At 62.3% G+C, this 15,388-nt stretch carries 13 protein-coding genes and 1 tRNA gene; 6 read left to right on the top strand and 8 right to left on the bottom strand.

Annotated elements, in window-relative coordinates; all coding sequences use genetic code 11:
• Window positions 1–22 precede the first annotated feature (22 nt).
• Complete coding sequence (locus tag L2Y94_RS01190; RefSeq protein ID WP_247372438.1) at window positions 23–1,966, top strand: ArnT family glycosyltransferase; 1,944 nt, start codon at window positions 23–25, stop codon at window positions 1,964–1,966.
• Window positions 1,963–2,286, top strand: a complete 324-nt coding sequence (locus L2Y94_RS01185; protein ID WP_247372436.1) for a hypothetical protein — start codon at window positions 1,963–1,965, stop codon at window positions 2,284–2,286. The genes L2Y94_RS01190 and L2Y94_RS01185 overlap by 4 nt, the downstream gene beginning before the upstream one ends.
• On the opposite strand, the gene L2Y94_RS01180 is transcribed toward L2Y94_RS01185, so the two are convergent.
• Window positions 2,261–3,169: an LpxL/LpxP family acyltransferase gene (locus tag L2Y94_RS01180; protein WP_247372434.1), complete on the bottom strand. Its 909-nt coding sequence runs from the start codon at window positions 3,167–3,169 to the stop codon at window positions 2,261–2,263. The genes L2Y94_RS01185 and L2Y94_RS01180 overlap by 26 nt on opposite strands.
• 55 nt (window positions 3,170–3,224) lie before the next feature.
• On the opposite strand from L2Y94_RS01180, the gene dtd reads away from it, so the two are divergent.
• Together dtd and rpoD are read left to right on the top strand one after the other, a co-directional pair.
• Window positions 3,225–3,665, top strand: a complete 441-nt coding sequence (dtd, locus tag L2Y94_RS01175; protein ID WP_247372432.1) for a D-aminoacyl-tRNA deacylase — start codon at window positions 3,225–3,227, stop codon at window positions 3,663–3,665.
• Window positions 3,666–3,840: 175 nt separating this feature from the next.
• Window positions 3,841–5,700: an RNA polymerase sigma factor RpoD gene (gene rpoD / locus L2Y94_RS01170; protein WP_247372431.1), complete on the top strand. Its 1,860-nt coding sequence runs from the start codon at window positions 3,841–3,843 to the stop codon at window positions 5,698–5,700.
• A 201-nt stretch (window positions 5,701–5,901) separates the two neighbouring features.
• Here the strand turns inward: rpoD and L2Y94_RS01165 are convergent, their stop codons facing one another.
• Together L2Y94_RS01165 and L2Y94_RS01160 are read right to left on the bottom strand one after the other, a co-directional pair.
• Entirely contained in the window at window positions 5,902–6,753 is an 852-nt protein-coding gene (locus L2Y94_RS01165) for an HNH endonuclease (protein WP_247372429.1), read from the bottom strand.
• A complete protein-coding gene (locus L2Y94_RS01160) occupies window positions 6,753–8,228 on the bottom strand; it encodes an AAA family ATPase (protein WP_247372427.1) in 1,476 nt (491 codons plus the stop codon). The genes L2Y94_RS01165 and L2Y94_RS01160 overlap by 1 nt, the downstream gene beginning before the upstream one ends.
• A gap of 365 nt (window positions 8,229–8,593) precedes the next feature.
• On the opposite strand from L2Y94_RS01160, the gene L2Y94_RS01155 reads away from it, so the two are divergent.
• Window positions 8,594–10,114 (top strand): glycoside hydrolase family 30 protein, encoded by a 1,521-nt coding sequence (locus L2Y94_RS01155; RefSeq protein ID WP_345780010.1) that lies wholly within the window; start codon window positions 8,594–8,596, stop codon window positions 10,112–10,114.
• 72 nt (window positions 10,115–10,186) lie between these two features.
• On the opposite strand, the gene L2Y94_RS01150 is transcribed toward L2Y94_RS01155, so the two are convergent.
• Genes L2Y94_RS01150 through L2Y94_RS01135 form a run of 4 tightly spaced genes read right to left on the bottom strand, consistent with a single transcriptional unit; the run spans window position 10,187 to window position 14,257 of the window.
• The gene (locus L2Y94_RS01150) at window positions 10,187–10,579 is read right to left on the bottom strand and encodes a DUF2894 domain-containing protein (protein WP_247372423.1); all 393 of its coding nucleotides are present in this window, start codon (window positions 10,577–10,579) and stop codon (window positions 10,187–10,189) included.
• Complete coding sequence (locus tag L2Y94_RS01145) at window positions 10,566–11,219, bottom strand: OmpA family protein (RefSeq protein WP_247372422.1); 654 nt, start codon at window positions 11,217–11,219, stop codon at window positions 10,566–10,568. The genes L2Y94_RS01150 and L2Y94_RS01145 overlap by 14 nt, the downstream gene beginning before the upstream one ends.
• Window positions 11,216–13,603: a DUF802 domain-containing protein gene (locus L2Y94_RS01140; protein ID WP_247372420.1), complete on the bottom strand. Its 2,388-nt coding sequence runs from the start codon at window positions 13,601–13,603 to the stop codon at window positions 11,216–11,218. The genes L2Y94_RS01145 and L2Y94_RS01140 overlap by 4 nt, the downstream gene beginning before the upstream one ends.
• 3 nt (window positions 13,604–13,606) lie before the next feature.
• Window positions 13,607–14,257, bottom strand: coding sequence for a DUF3348 domain-containing protein (locus tag L2Y94_RS01135; protein WP_247372418.1), 651 nt, complete (start codon window positions 14,255–14,257; stop codon window positions 13,607–13,609).
• Window positions 14,258–14,374: 117 nt separating this feature from the next.
• Here L2Y94_RS01135 and L2Y94_RS01130 point away from each other — a divergent pair.
• Window positions 14,375–14,450 (top strand) — tRNA-Ile (locus L2Y94_RS01130).
• A 267-nt stretch (window positions 14,451–14,717) separates the two neighbouring features.
• On the opposite strand, the gene L2Y94_RS01125 is transcribed toward L2Y94_RS01130, so the two are convergent.
• The gene (locus L2Y94_RS01125; RefSeq protein ID WP_247372416.1) at window positions 14,718–15,035 is read right to left on the bottom strand and encodes a hypothetical protein; all 318 of its coding nucleotides are present in this window, start codon (window positions 15,033–15,035) and stop codon (window positions 14,718–14,720) included.
• Window positions 15,036–15,388 lie beyond the last annotated feature (353 nt).

Raw genomic sequence — 15,388 nt, 5'->3', positions numbered from 1 at the left:
TCCTTCAACGGTGACGACGCCCTTGTCCATCAGCGCCTATACCCGCTCGGAACACCTTCGCGCCCTGTGGCCTTGGCTGCCGCTGTGGGCGGCGATGGCCTTGCTGGCCATCTTCTCGCACGGCCCGATGCCGATGTTCTCCACGCGCACGCTCGCCGTCGCCTGGGAGATGTGGGCGCACGGCCACTGGCTCGTGCCGCACATCAACGGCGAACCGTACAGCGAAAAGGTGCCGTTGCTGTTCTGGCTGATCCACGCGGGCTGGGCCGTGTTCGGCGTGAGCGACGTGTGGCCGCGCGTGCTCGAGGTGATCTTCGGCGGCACGCAGCTGGTACTGGCCTCGGTGCTCGCCAGCCGTCTGTTCCCGGGTCGTCCGTGGGTGGCCAAGGCCACGCCGTGGCTGCTCACGGCCCTGTCGTATGCGTTCCTGTTCGGCCTGCAGATCATGTACGAGGTGCTCCTCGTGGTCTGGGTGCTGGGCGCCCTGCTCTGCCTGGTCCCGACGGTCACCCGGGCGCAGCCGCGCTGGTGGCTGTTCGCCCTGCTGGTGGGCGCGGGCCTGCTCACCAAGGGACCGGTGATGGCGGTGCACGTGCTGTTTCCGCTGCTCTTCGGTCCGTTGTGGAACGACTGGGCGCGGCAGAACAAGGCTCGCTGGTACGGCTACGGCATCCTCGCCCTGCTCGCGGGATTCGCCATCCTGCTGGCCTGGGCGATACCCGCGGGCGAGTCGGGCGGCGAAGCCTATCGCCAGCGCCTGTTCTTCACGCAGACCGCCGGCCGCGTGGTCGAGAAGCACACGCAGGGGCTGCAGAGCCATGCGCGCCCCGCCTGGTACTACCTCGTGTTCCTGCCGGTGATCGTCTTCCCGCTCAGCGGCTGGCTGCGCGGCATCGTGGCCTTGCCCGTGGCCCTGCTGCGCAAGCCGTGGCGCCCGGGCACCGGCGTGGCGGTGGGCGTGACCGTCGTCGCGCTGGTGCTGTTGCTGGCGTCGGCCGCGGTGCCGTCGCTGCCCTCCATCGTCGGCAAGGCACTGGCGGTGCTGGTCTTCGTGCCGCTCTTCGTCGCGCTGATGCGCCAGCCGCTCGAGACGGGATTGCGTTTCCTCGTGGCCTGGCTGCTGCCCGCGCTGCTCACCTTTTCGCTCATCGGCGGCAAGCAGCTGTATTACCTGCTGCCGGAACTGGCCGGCGTGACGATGCTGGTGGCCGCCTGCGTGGCCGACCTGCGCGAGCGCCACAAGGGCCTGGCGACGCATTACGCGCTAGGCACGTGGCCGCTCTCGCTGGGCGCCTTTCTCCTGGCCATCGCCCTCTTCGCGATGCCCGCCGTGGTGCCCACGCGCTTCGCCGACAACATCTGGCTCACGGGCATGGCGCCCTACGCGCGCTTCTTCGCGGTGATCTTCGTCGTACTCGGCGCGCTGCTGCTCCTGCGGGGACGCGGCGAGATGCGCCGCCTGGCCTTCGCCGGCCTGATCGGGACCGTGGCGCTCAATGCGCTGTTCACCATGGGCCTGTGGTATCGCTACGACCTCGCCCCCGCTTCGGCCTTCCTCGGCCAGGCCGACGCCGCCGGACGGCCCATCGGCAACCTCGGCACGGAATACAACGGCCAGTACCATTTCGCCGGCCGGTTGATGCATCCCATCGCGAGGATCAACGTCCTTCCCGGCATGGCCCCCGCGCCCGACGACGACGACGACGACGTGGTTCACGACGGCGATTCGCTCGACGACTTCGCCACGCACCATCCCGACGGACTGATCGTCTCCTATGCCAGGCATCCGCCGGCCGAGGCCTTCCGCTTCGCACGACTGATCCAGCCCTCGCGCACGGGCTGGCTGATGATCTGGGACGCGCCGACGCTCAACGCCCTGCAATCGGGGCGCGTACCGGCCGAGCCTGCGCAGCCCACGCTGCTCTTTCCGCAGGAATACTGGCGCACGCGGACGGCGATGCGATGAGCAATCCCCTCGTCGAGCGCCTGCGCACGCAGGTCGGCGGTCCCCGCGACGGGGCGCTGCTGCGCTTCTCCATCGGCAACGCGCTGCTGGGCGACGGCGATTACGCCGGTGCCGCGACGGCCTTCCGCGAAGCGCTCGGGTTCGACGAGACCTACTCGGCCGCGTGGAAGCTGCTGGGCAAGTCGCTGCTGGCGAAAGACGACGAGGCCGGCGCGGCGGAGGCCTGGCGCAAGGGTATCGAGGCCGCGTCGCGACGCGGCGACAAGCAGGCCGAAAAGGAAATGACCGTCTTCCTCAACCGCCTCCCTCGAACGGGTTGATCGTCTTGTAGGGATCGGCGCGGTCGTGGGCCGTGTAGCGCTTGTAATGCCACTGGTACTGCGGGAAAGCCCGTTCCACGCACTGCTCCACGCCGCGATTGAGCGCCGTGCAGGCGATCTTCAGATCGGTGCTGTCGATGCCGTCGGGCGCCGGGATGACGTGGATGCGGAAACCCTCCCCATGGGGCAGGCGCTCGGCGAAGCTGAAAAGCACCGTCGCGCCGGTGCGTGCCGCCAGGCGGGGAAGCAGCACGCCGGTGAGCGCGTCCACGCCGAAGAACGGCGCGAACTCGCCTTCCCCCTCGCGCGGCTTCTGGTCGGGCAGGATGCCCACGGTGCCGCCCGCGCCCAGCCGCTTGAACAGCGCGCGCACGCCCGCCCCCTCGGCCCGCACCTGTTCCGGCGCCAGCTTGCCGCGCACCTTGCGCAGCAGGGCCTCGATGGCCTGGATGCGCGGCGGGCGGTAGAGGATGGCCATGGGGGTCTTGCTGCACAGCCAGTAGTTGAGCAGCTCCCAGCATCCCAGGTGCGGCGCGGCGACGATCACGCCCTTGCCCGAGGCCAACGCCGCCTCGAACAGCTCGCCGCCGACCACTTCGCGCACCAGCCCCAGCGCCTTTTCGGCACCCCCGCCCCAGATCGCGGCCACCTCGGTGACCGATTTGCCCGACTCCTCCATCGTCTCGCGCAGCAGGACCGCGCGGGCATCGTCAGGGAGTTCGGGGCGGGTCAGGCGCAGGTTCACCGCCGTGTAACGCGCGCTGCGCGAGCGGTTGTGCAACGAGCGGCGGCCGATCCAGGCGCCGACGGCATGCACGGTACGCAGGGGGAAGAAGCTGACCAGGCGCAGCAGAAGGTAGAGGAGGTAGATGTCGGGACGCATGCCCGAATGGTAACGGCTCCATTAAGCTTGGTCCCTGCCAGCCGCTAACGAATCCATGATTGCACTGATCCAGCGTGTCGAATCCGCGCGTGTCGAGGTCGACGGGACGACCGTGGGCGCCATCGGCGCGGGCCTGCTCGCCCTCGTGGCCGTGGAGCCCGGCGACGGCGAGGCCCAGTGCCGCCGCATGCTCGAGCGCCTGTTGGGCTACCGGGTGTTTTCCGATGCCGAGGGCCGGATGAACCTGGGCCTGGCCGAGACCGGCGGCGGCCTGCTGCTGGTGAGCCAGTTCACCCTCGCCGCCGATACCCGCAAGGGCATGCGGCCCAGCTTCACCACCGCCGCGGCGCCCGACGAGGCCCGCCGGTGGTTCGATCACCTGGCATTACTGGCCCGAAACGCCCATCCGGGGGTGGAAACCGGCCGCTTCGGTGCCCATATGAAGGTTCACCTGATCAACGACGGCCCGGTCACCTTCCGCCTGGAGGTGCCCTAGGCCTCTGCCGGGGCCCGTAGCCCCACTCCCCCCTCACTCGATGCGTTCTCCGGCCTGGAAGGCCCGATCTGGCGCGATTTTTGCGTATCGACGATGAGGCCGATCCACTTGAAAACTGGTCAAAAAATCATCAAATGACTATACTGATCGGTTCCAGTAACCCGCGGCGGTCGGCATGACTAACAAAGCTCACGAGCAACAATCGGAAATCAAGCAACTCATTTCCAAGGGCCTCGAGCAGGGCTACCTGACTTACGCGGAAATCAACGATCACCTCCCCGACGACATCGTCGACCCGGAGCAGATCGAAGACATCATGGCGGTGCTCAAGGGCGTCGGCATCGAGGTCCACGATTCCGCCCCCGACACCGACACCATCAGCGACGGCGCCGCCCCCGGCGCATCGTCCGATGACGAGTCCGCGGCCGAAGAAGCCGTGGCGCTGCTGTCGGCCGTCGATTCCGAGGTGGGCCGCACCACCGACCCCGTGCGCATGTACATGCGCGAGATGGGCACGGTCGAGCTGCTGACCCGCGAGGGCGAAATCGCCATCGCCAAGCGCATCGAAGAGGGCCTCAACCAGGTCCAGACGGCGCTCGCCTCGTTCCCGCTCACCATCCAGCTGCTGCTGGAAGAGTACGACCAGCATCTGGAAGGCAAGCGCCGCCTGAGCGAGATCCTGGCCGGCTTCGCCGACCTCGAGGCCGCCGAAGACCAGGCCCAGGCCGCCGCCGCCGAGCTTCCGGAGGTCGATGCCGACGCCGAAGACGAAGACGAATCCGACGACGCCACGACCACCGACGAGGACGAAGGCCCGAGCGGTCCGGATCCGGAAGAAGTGAAGCGCCGCATGGAAGAACTGCGTTCGCTGCACGCCAAGTTCCAGAAGTCCGCGCCCAAGGCCGAGATCGCCGACAAGAAGGTCGCGAAGATCCGCGAGCAGATGTCCGAGGCGTTCCTGAACCTCAAGCTGCCCTCGGCCCTCATCGACAGCTTCGTGCGCAAGCTGCGCGAGGTGGTGAACGACATCCGTCACCACGAGCGCATCCTCATGGACATCTTCGTCAAGCAGGTGAAGATGCCGCGCGCCGAGTTCCTCAAGAGCTTCCCGTCCAACGAGGGCAACCTCGAGTGGGCCGCCGAGCTGTCGCGCAAGCGCCAGAAGTGGTCGCCGAACATCAAGAACTTCCGCGAGGCCATCGACGCCGAGCAGGAAAAGCTGGCCCAGATCGAGCGCACGCTGTACCTGCCGCTGACCGACATCAAGGAAATCAACCGCGCCATGTCGGTGGGCGAGGCCAAGGCACGCCGCGCCAAGAAGGAAATGGTCGAGGCCAACCTGCGCTTGGTCATCTCCATCGCCAAGAAGTACACCAACCGCGGCCTGCAGTTCCTCGACCTCATCCAGGAAGGCAACATCGGCCTGATGAAGGCGGTGGATAAGTTCGAATACCGCCGCGGCTACAAGTTCTCCACGTACGCCACGTGGTGGATCCGCCAGGCCATCACCCGCTCGATCGCCGACCAGGCGCGCACCATCCGTATCCCGGTGCACATGATCGAGACGATCAACAAGTTGAACCGCATTTCCCGCCAGATGCTCCAGCAGTTCGGCCGCGAGCCAACGCCGGAAGAGCTGGCCAAGGAAATGGAAATGCCCGAGGACAAGATCCGCAAGGTGCTGAAGATCGCGAAGGAACCGATCTCCATGGAAACCCCGATCGGCGACGACGAGGATTCCCACCTTGGCGATTTCATCGAGGACACCAACGCCAGCTCGCCCATCGAGTCGGCCACGGAAACCGGCCTCATGGAAACCGTCCGCGACGTGCTCGCCGGCCTCACCCCGCGGGAAGCCAAGGTGCTGCGCATGCGCTTCGGCATCGACATGAACACGGATCACACGCTGGAAGAAGTCGGCAAGCAGTTCGACGTCACCCGCGAGCGCATCCGCCAGATCGAAGCCAAGGCCCTGCGCAAGCTGCGCCACCCGAGCCGCTCGGAAACCCTGCGCTCGTTCCTCGATATCGACTGATCGAAAATTCCCGCCTCAAGTCATCAAAGCGCCCGCATAAGCGGGCGTTTTTTTTACGACTTGAGCTTCTCAGCATCTTCTGCCGAAGAACTCTTTAATTAAAATACACCACTGAAAGTTTTCTTCATTACTAACTAGCCGACAACAAAAATTTCATTTAGCCGAATTGGTCAGTCAAAGGAACTGCTTGATGCCAAAACATCAATCGATATCCCAAAGTGCCTGATAGAACCCTTTCTGCCAATGATTCGGAAATGGAGAAGATTCTATACCGGGAGTGAGAATGACCTCCCTCACCTGATCAATTCCCATACCGAAACTTTTTATGGCCCTAATTTGAGCTAACACAGTAGTCAACAATTGAGCCGCTTTTAGCCCGTATTTTCGATCAAGCTCAAACGAATTGAAATGATGCTCAGCACGAGCGACATCTGTAGGAGTCCAAGTTCCTGGCGGTTGTACGAAGTATCTAAACCTACCGGGCTCACCTTGCTCAACCCCTTCATAAGCAGCGAATATCCACTGTTCATCAAAAAAAGCACTCTTGTCCATATACGGTTGCAGGAAAACATCTTCATCGACAAGTGCAGCGCTTTGACCTTTTTCCCCCAAATTGCAATCGCGGCAGCTTGGCACAAGATTTAAAGGTAGAACGCTATATTTAGGGTGTTTATTCTTGGGAAGGAAATGATCAAGCGTCTTTGGAATACCAATGCCCCCACAGAAAGGACACATCTCAAGTGCGCCGTTGAGTATCGCGTTATATACGGCTCTTCCCGGCTTCTTTTTCGGGACAAAATATTGCTCATAAAGCTTTATCAAATCAGAGCGCCGGAGGCCACCTACTACCAACTCGTCCCCCGCTTCATCATCTACCGCAACGAGCGTATGAAGACCGCCATTGGCAGCAGCGCTGCTATAAACATCTTCCATGCCAAGAAGATCGTTCTTAGCCAAAGCTAAAGCATCTAGTAGAACAGCATTCCCTGTAATGCCTTCTTCGCATGCGTCTATAGCCTGTAAAAAAGACCGCACGGGTAAGTTTAGTTTCATCACTGGAGGTGCCCCCTCTCCACTGCAATCAGTAATTTGAGCACAGTGCGGCCTTCTATTCCAAGTTGATAATTGTAAGATTCAAGTATTTCACTGTATGTGAGTCCCGATTCCACCGACCGCGTAAGCATCTTATGAAATCCTGAACGAGAGACCTCAAGACGAAAAACTTCGCTGGTTAAAACGCCGATACTTTCTCCAAAAGTTTCAATATTCGGGCGTTCCGCCGAAATATCTTTTCCGGTTCTGTAAAGCTTCCAAACGCAAGACTTGGGTACTTCTTGCAGAACAACTGGCGAGTGGGTAGCGATCAATGCCACACCATTGCGGTCATGTAGAAGCTCAGCGAGGGCGCGTACAAATGCTGCAAGCAACGGAGGATGCAAGTGACTTTCTGGCTCGTCTAGGAGAATTAATGTCTTCTCCTCCACAATAGCAACTAAGCGAGTAATCGTAAGAAATACGATGGCATGCCCTGAACTCATTTTATTCAAGAAGGGCCGACACTTTTCCAGATAAATATCTTTAAATTCCTTCGAATCGGCTTGGCCTGAGTCATTCATTTTGCGAAGTTCTAAATAGTCGTCAAGCAGTCGATCTAAACGCATTGACAAAAAATTATCGTCCGAACCAAGCTCTTCAATTGCTCGCCGCCATCGCCTAGTGGAATCATCCTTAAAAAAACATTTGATCAAGGCGTTAACGGCATCCTCTTGAAGGTCGCTCAAGGAACGTAGCCTTCCTGGATTCTTCGAATCTTTTAGACCTATATAAAAGTAACATGCCCCTTTTGCTGGGTCAGGCTGGTCCTGTGGTGGCACGAATGGATCAAAAGCACTAAAAGCTACCGATACAAGACTACTAAAATAATCGCTTGAAATAGGGCCGTACGAGTGCGGTGGAAATGGGCTATTTACCTTCGAACGAAATGATGCTCTATGCGAATTTTTTGTAATCGCCTCAACCATATCGTTAAACAGCGTCGTTTTGCCCACCCCATTTCTACCGATTACGGCATGTATATTTGTACTCGGGGTAGCCTCAGCGACAACTTTAAACTCTAGCGATATACCGCCAAAATCGGCCGACTCTTCCCGCTTAAATATAAAGTCAAAGTTTGTTAATGGGGCCCCTCCTTCCAGTACTCTGGCGAATTGGCCGCGCACCGTTGACAGACTTAAATCTCTTAGTAAAGAGACGCTAAAGGACTTTTCGCCCTCCACCTCTTCAATTAGAGCAGGGTGATAGACAATATCTCTAAGCCCGCTCAAAATGGATTGGCGAACCGAGCTTGGCAGCGCAGACATTTTCCGATAGAAATCGATACTCTGGCCAAGAGAGTAGTACCTACTATCCAGCGTCGAGAAAGTTTTTTCTAACGTAGTGTAGGTCGCTGTCTCAATGCCCTGCCCCTTAAAACCGATCTTTACGTCACCTAATTCGTGCAACCGACCAACATCGTCAATGAAGTACAATTGGAACAACGTTTGAAACGAGTAGTCGTTCCAAAAGTCAATGCGAAGATATACTGACGAATGGCCTGATTGCGGGGGCCACCCGCCCCTCTGTATGACGTGAAATTCCATACCCTTCCCTTAGATCCTTCCTAAAAGCAAATAGATAAAAGCTGTATCTCAGAATATAAGCCTCACGTGAGCTATCGCCCCCACTACGCTCCACTTGAATCATTTCAATGCTTTAACATGATATTGAACCCGGACCTACGTTACATGAGCTTGCCGTAGTGCGCGATCCCGTCAAATCACCAACTGCAGTCAAGCCTCAAACGGCGGGCCTCATGATTGAGCCGCCAAGTAGATTCGGCCGGATTTCCGCCGTCTTGATCGCCCTGATAGTGCTGATCTCTATGCTTGCCGTGGCCGCACCCCGCGCCATCTGGCGCTCGGAGCATCGTGCAGCGGAAGCCACAGCCGCAACTCCACCGCCCCCCTCCCTGCCCACCGTCGAACTGTGGCTCAGCACCGCCGATCGCAAGCTGAAACTGGCCCAGCAGCCCGACATCGCGGCGACGCCGCGCGGGTCGCGCCCCGTCGACATCGCCATCGACCTGCGCAAGAGCTACCAGACCATGGTCGGATTCGGGGCGGCGATGACCGATTCGTCGGCCTGGCTGCTCAGGAACAAGCTGAACGCCGCGCAGCGCAAGGCGCTGTTGAACGAACTGTACGGCCCGCCGCCCCACCTCAACTTCAACATGATGCGCCTGACCGTAGGCTCGTCGGACTTCTCGTTGAACGTCTACACGCTGGACGACGTCTTCTTCGGCCAGTCGGACCCGGATCTCGAGCATTTCAACATCGCCTCCAACCGGGAAGACCTGATACCGGCCGTGAAGGAAGCGCTCGCGATCAATCCGGGCCTGCAGATCATGGCCTCACCGTGGACGGCCCCGGCCTGGATGAAGGCCAACGCCAACGTGCTCGGCGGCGAGCTGGACGAGCGATACGAGAGCGTCTACGCGGACTACCTCATCAAATACCTCGATGCGTACCGCAGCCAGGGCATTCCGATCTTCGCGCTGAGCCTGCAGAACGAGCCCGCCTTCCAGCCGTTGTCCTATCCCGGCATGCGCATACCCGCGGCGACGCGCGCGCGCATCGTCGCCCAGTACCTCGGCCCGAAGCTGGCCAAGCGCTATCCGCGCACGCAGATCCTGGAGTGGGACCATAACTGGAGCCATCCCGAGCAACCCCTGGAAGTGCTCTCCCACCCCGACGCCGCCCGCTACATCGACGGCGTGGCCTGGCATTGCTACGAAGGCAATCCCTATAACCAGGGCAAGGTGCATCGGGCCTACCCCGACAAGGACGTCTACATGACCGAATGCTCGGGCGGCGACTGGCCATCCGCCGCCGGTGGCGAGCTGCTGTGGTTCACCCGCAACCTCCTGATCACCAGCATCCGCCAATGGGCCCGCGGCGTGATCTACTGGAACCTCGCGCTGGACGAAAACCACGGGCCGCACTTCGGCGGCTGCGGCCTGTGCAAGGGCGTGGTACAGATCGACTCCCGCACCGGCCAGGTCAGCCGCAACGACGAGTACTACGCGCTGGCGCACTTCAGCCGCTTCGTACTGCCCGAAGCCAGTCGCGTGCAATCCACCGACACCGACGCCGACAAGGGCATTCCCAACGTGGCGTTCTGGAACGCCACCGACGGCTCCATCGTGCTGGTGGTGGCCAACAGCCACAAGAGCGCCCGCTCGATTTCCGTCGGCGAAGGCCTGACCCGCTTCAACTACACGATGCCGCCGCAGAGCGTGGCCACTTTCATGTGGAATCCGGACAAGGCGGCGGGACTAGTGAGGCGGGCGTACTGGTGGGTCAAGCGATCCGTATAGAGCAGCGGCGACGAACCATCGCCGAAAGACAGGATCTGGGACCGCAGGGTGGTAGCTTGGATCGACGACGGGTCAGCTCTCGCGAGCCGGGTTCTTTTTCGGCTTGCGGGCGCGTTTTTTCGCGGCAACGGTGGAGCGCGGGGTGTCCTTTACCGCCGGTGCGTTGGCGGCGTGCACCTGTTCGAGCCACGACAGGTCGTCGACATAGGACAGGAAATGCCGCAGATACCCCGGCGACAGTTCACGCATCAGCGTGATCGCGCGATGCACGAGGGCGGCGGAATTGAGTGGGCCCGCGCCGGTGGGCACGGGCTCGTGCGCGATGCGGAGCTGGCTCTCGGAACGCACGCTCGTCCAGATGCGGCGGAAGTCCTCGATGGCGGGCAACTCGGGATACGTCGACGGCTTCGACGCCATGTCGTCGACGAGCATGCCCAAGGCACTCCGCGGCTTATCGGGATTCATGCGTCTGCGCCGGTGCCGTCGAGGGCTTCGGAACGGGAGCGATCTCCACGCGCCGGTTCTTCGCGCGACCCGCTTCGTCGTCGTTGGGGCTGACCGGCTGCTCCGCACCGAACGCCGCCGCGAATACCGACGAGGGCGGCACGCCTTCGGCGATCAGCGCACGCGTCACGGTGAGCGAGCGCTCGGCGGACAGTTCGAGGTTGTCGGCGAAACGACGGTTGCCGTCGTGCACCGGACGGTCGTCGGTGAAGCCGCTGACCATCAGGATCTCGTCGCGCGAGGTGAGATAACTCCTGAGCGGAGCGGCGAGGCTCTTCAGCAACTCGCGCCCCTCGGGCTGCAGCTCATCGGAGTTGAGCGCGAAGAGCACGCTGCCGCTGATCCCGATGCGGCCGTTCACCAGGGTGACGCGCCCCGAGGCCAGCGGCGCCGCCAATGCCTGTTCCAGCGTAACGCGACGCTGCTCTTCCGCCTGGCGCTGCTTCACGGCCTCGTCGAGCTTGCTCGACAACTGCAACTGCATGCCGATCACGCCGACCAGGATCAGCACGAACGCGCCCAGCAGCACCGACATCAGGTCGCCGAAGGCGGCCCAGATCGGCGCGACCGACTCGTTGTCGGCGTCGATGTCGTGGCTCATGCCTTGGCCTTCCCGGCGGCGCGGGTCTTGGCGAGGTGCTGCATCTCTTCGATGATCTGCTTCTGCGACAGCACGCTGAGGTCGACCACTTCACGCGCCTGCGCGACGTAGTACGCCAACTGCTCGTCGCTGCGCACGAGCGAGGTGCCCAGCGCCTCGGCGATCTCGCGCAGGCGCTCCATCAACGCCTCGTTCGACTGCCCGAACTGCTGCACCGCCCCACCGAAGGCCTCGCCCAGGCTCGCCACGCCGGCGGCGCTGGCGGTGAGTTGTTCGGCCACCACGCCGAGCTTGCCGGTCTCGGCTTCCACGTGATCGGTGAAGCGCGTACCGACGCGCTCGAGCAGGTCGGCCGAGGTGCCGATGAGCGCATCGACGGCCGTGCGCTGTTCGGTGGACGCATGGTTCACCGCGTCGAGCAGGGTTTCCAGCGTCTCGAGAAGACGGGTGCGCTCCTCGAGCATCGCCGTGTCGCGCACCATGCTGTCGGAGAGTTTCTGACGCAGCTCGGCGATCACCTCCGCCGCGGCCTTCGGTGCTTCCGACGCCGCGTCGACGAGGCGCGACATCTCGGCGATGGTCGCGCTCGCATGGCTCTGCGTGTGCGCGGCGATGTCCTGCGCGGTGCGTTCGAGCGTGTCGACGATGGCCTGCTGGCGACTCGTGGCATGTTCGCCCGCGCGCTCCCACTGCTGCGTGAGTGCGGCGGTGGTAGCGGCGAGGGTGTCCGTCCAGGCCTTCAGGCGTTCTTCGTCACGCGTGGCGAGCGCCTGCTGCAACGCCGCCTGCGACTGGTTCAGTCCGGCGATCACGTCGGCTGCCGCCTTCGGCGCTTCCGAGGCCGTATCGACCAGACGCGATATCTCGGCAATGGTGGCGCTGGCATGCGCCTGCGTCTGCGTCGCGATCTCCTGGGCGGTGCGCTCGAGCGTGTCGCCGATGGCCTGCTGGCGGCTCGCGGCGTGGTCGCCCGCGCGCTCCCATTGCTGGGTGAGCGAGGCCGTCGTCGCGGCGAGGGTATCCGCCCAGGCTTTCAGGCGATCTTCGTCGCGCGTGGCGAGCGCCTGCTGCAACTCCAACTGCGACCGGCGCATGGCGTCGGCGAGCGAAGCCGCCTGCGCTTCCCACGTCGCCGTGACGGATGCGAGCGCCTTTTCCTGTCGCTCGGCCAGGTCGTCGTTCGCGGCCGACTGACGGGTCAGCGCATCGTTCCATGCACTGGCGGCATGGTTCGCGGACGTATCCAGGCGCGTGGCGAGGTGATCGACGAGGCTCGCCGAACGCTCGTCGAAACGGTTGGCAAAAGCTTCCAGCGAGCGGCCCACGTCTTGCGTGAGCCGCTCGTTGGTCTTGCGCTGTTCGGCCAGCGCATCGTTCCAGGCGGCGGTCACGGCGGTGCCGGTTTGCTTCCAGCCGTGCGCCAGCTCGTCGAACTGGCGCCCGACCACCTGCGACACTTTCTCGTGCAACGACGCGGTTTCCCGCGCCAGCGCGGTCATGGTGGATTCCGCCACGGGTTGCAGCACGTCGCTGGCGATGCGCGCGCTCTCGGCGATGCCTTTCTTCATCGACTGCTCCACGGAGGACGCCAGGCGCGTGTAGATCACCTCCGTGGTGGCGTGGAAGCTTTCCTGGTTGGCGATCAGGCGCTCGCCCGAGGTGCGGCTCTGCTGCTCCAGCGCCGCCATCATCGACTCCATGCGCTCGATCAGCATGGGCATCAGGTTGGCCTGGTCTTTCAGCAGGCGGAAGGATTCCTCGCGCTGGTGTGCTTGCGAGTGCACGCGCAACCGGGTCGCGATGTTCACGTCCAGCTCCTGCACCACATCCAGGCGATCCCGTCGACAGAGCGCGGAGAGCAGGCCCAGCATCGCGGAGCTGGCAACGCCGGCGATCGACGTGCCGAAGGCGAAACCCAGCCCCTTCACCGGCGCGGCGAGCGATCCGCGAATGGCCTGCAGGTCGGTCGCGCTTTCCAGCGCGATGCCCGTGCCGCGCAGCGTCGCCATCATGCCGAGCAGCGTACCCAGCATGCCCAGCAGCACGAGCAGGCCGACGAGGTAAGGCGTCAGCGTCGGCGCGGGCAGCGCCACGCGCTCGCCTTCCACGCGCAGGCGCACGGCGTTGCGCAGGCTGGGATGCAGGCGCTGCAGCCAGCTGGCGAGGCCCGGGGTGCCCTCGTCCAGTTCCCGGACGGCGCGGTCGAGCGTGTGGGTGGCGCGCCGGTAGCGATACAGCTCCCATGCACCGGCCAGGTAACAGACGCCGATGAGCGCCGCCACGGCCGCACCCAGGGGGTTGGAGCCGACATAGCCGGCACCGACCCAGCCCACGGCCGCGAGGCCGAGAAGGAAAACGACGAGAAGAAGAAGGTTTCTGACCATGACTTACCCAGTGATGCCGCGAAGGGCGGCGAGCAGCCCCTCGATCGGTTGAAAACGCATGTCCAGTTCGGCGAGCAGCACGTCCTGCATGTCGCGACGGAAGAGATCGAGCCAGGTGCCGTCGCCCGGCGCGGCGGCGCCACGAAGGCGCTCGAAACGTTCGCCGAGCAAGGTCGGCACGCCCGCCAGCAGGCGGTGTTCGCGGGGGCTCAGCACCGATTCCATGAAGGCGTCCACCTCCGCCAGCCGCGCGGCCTCCGGCGATACCGCCGCCAGCACGTCGCGCAGGCGCCCCCGCAGGTTGCCGGTCACGGCCTGCATGGCCCGCTGGTGGCGAAGGTAACGCGCTCGGAAGGCCGCGAAGTCCGGCGCCGCGCCCATGTCGCGCTCCCGCTCCGTCACGATGGCTTCCACGAGCGCGGCACGCGCCGTCCCACCTTCGCCGTCGTCGAAGGCGGACACCGCCTCGGATGCCTCGGGCAGCTTGCCCTCCAGCGCCGACGACAGGCCGATGGCCTGCGTCCAGTCGAGCCACAGGCCCAACCGGTCGGCCACCGACCCACCCGCCGGAACGGGCTCGGCGTCGCTCAGTCGCGCAAGGAGTCGGACGAAGGTCGAACCGCGAACCGATGCCCGTAAGGAGGCCTGCACCATGCTATCTGTCTGAAAAACGACCAGTTTACCTCAACGGGCACCCTGCCGGGACCGATGCATGGGAAAGATCGCAATGGCTTGAGACTGGCCCCTTTCGGTACACTGCCCGCCCCGCAAGGGCCTATAGCTCAACGGTTAGAGCAGGGGACTCATAATCCCTTGGTTCCAGGTTCGAATCCTGGTGGGCCCACCATGGGTTCGGCGGCTTGCACGTTATTGTTGATGCCGCCGGGCATTAGTGGTAGCTCTGACGCTGATAGCTCGGATGCACCACAACTAACTTGGTGAATTATGATCACCCGCTATCCATAGGATAGTCTTCAGAGCTCCTAGCCCCTTATGGCCTGGAGCCGAAGCGAATCTAGAATAGGAGACTCGACGACTCCGACGGACCTAGCGAGTCAAAAAGCGAGTTTCGCTGGCTTCGAAGAGTCCCTTCCCGTCGCATGGAGGCCAAGATTTAGCTTCGTTCTATAAGATCGATGAGACGTAAGTAGCGCGTGTCCGTCATCAAACTGGGCTGCGCTTCAGCAACAAGGGCCAAAATCTTGGGCAACTCGTATGGCGAACGAGTGAGCACGTTGGGCGTCGTTCTATTTAGCAAATCCAGCGTCACTTCAGGGAATAGCGTCGTGATTGGCATGTCGTCAATCTCTCGTGTGAAACGGTAGAACAAGTGGTCATTTATCTCCAACGGAACCAGAAATTTCTTCACTGCTTCATAGACAGCTGGGAATGAATCGCTGGTGTCATCAAGCAGGCCTATCCATGCACGCATTGATGCAGAGGTCCTGTACCGGCGTTCTCTCGGCCAGTCTTCATTGATTAGCCGCGCAACGAATGACTCCGCAAGTTCAGCCAAGAAACGTCTCAACTAAGAATTTTTCCTAGACTGAGGGCTATAGTCCACACTCGCTTTCTCATCTCTTCTCATGTGCATTGTTACCGATTTTCCGAGGGTGTAGGTCGGGGAAGCTGCGTAAGCCGGTCTGGCGCGAAGCCTCTGTGTCCACTGTTATCCAGCAGAATGTTCCGCGACAAATGACTCAACGAGCATTGGTTGAACTCACTGCCCCAAGCACATGAGGTTATCGTGAGCTGGCTTCGGGATTACAAGGAGATTCGACCACA

The sequence above is a fragment of the Luteibacter aegosomatis genome (assembly GCF_023078455.1).
Taxonomy (GTDB): Bacteria; Pseudomonadota; Gammaproteobacteria; order Xanthomonadales; family Rhodanobacteraceae; genus Luteibacter; species Luteibacter aegosomatis.
Note: the sequence above shows the minus strand (reverse complement) of the source record. Positions and strands in the feature narration are given on the sequence as shown.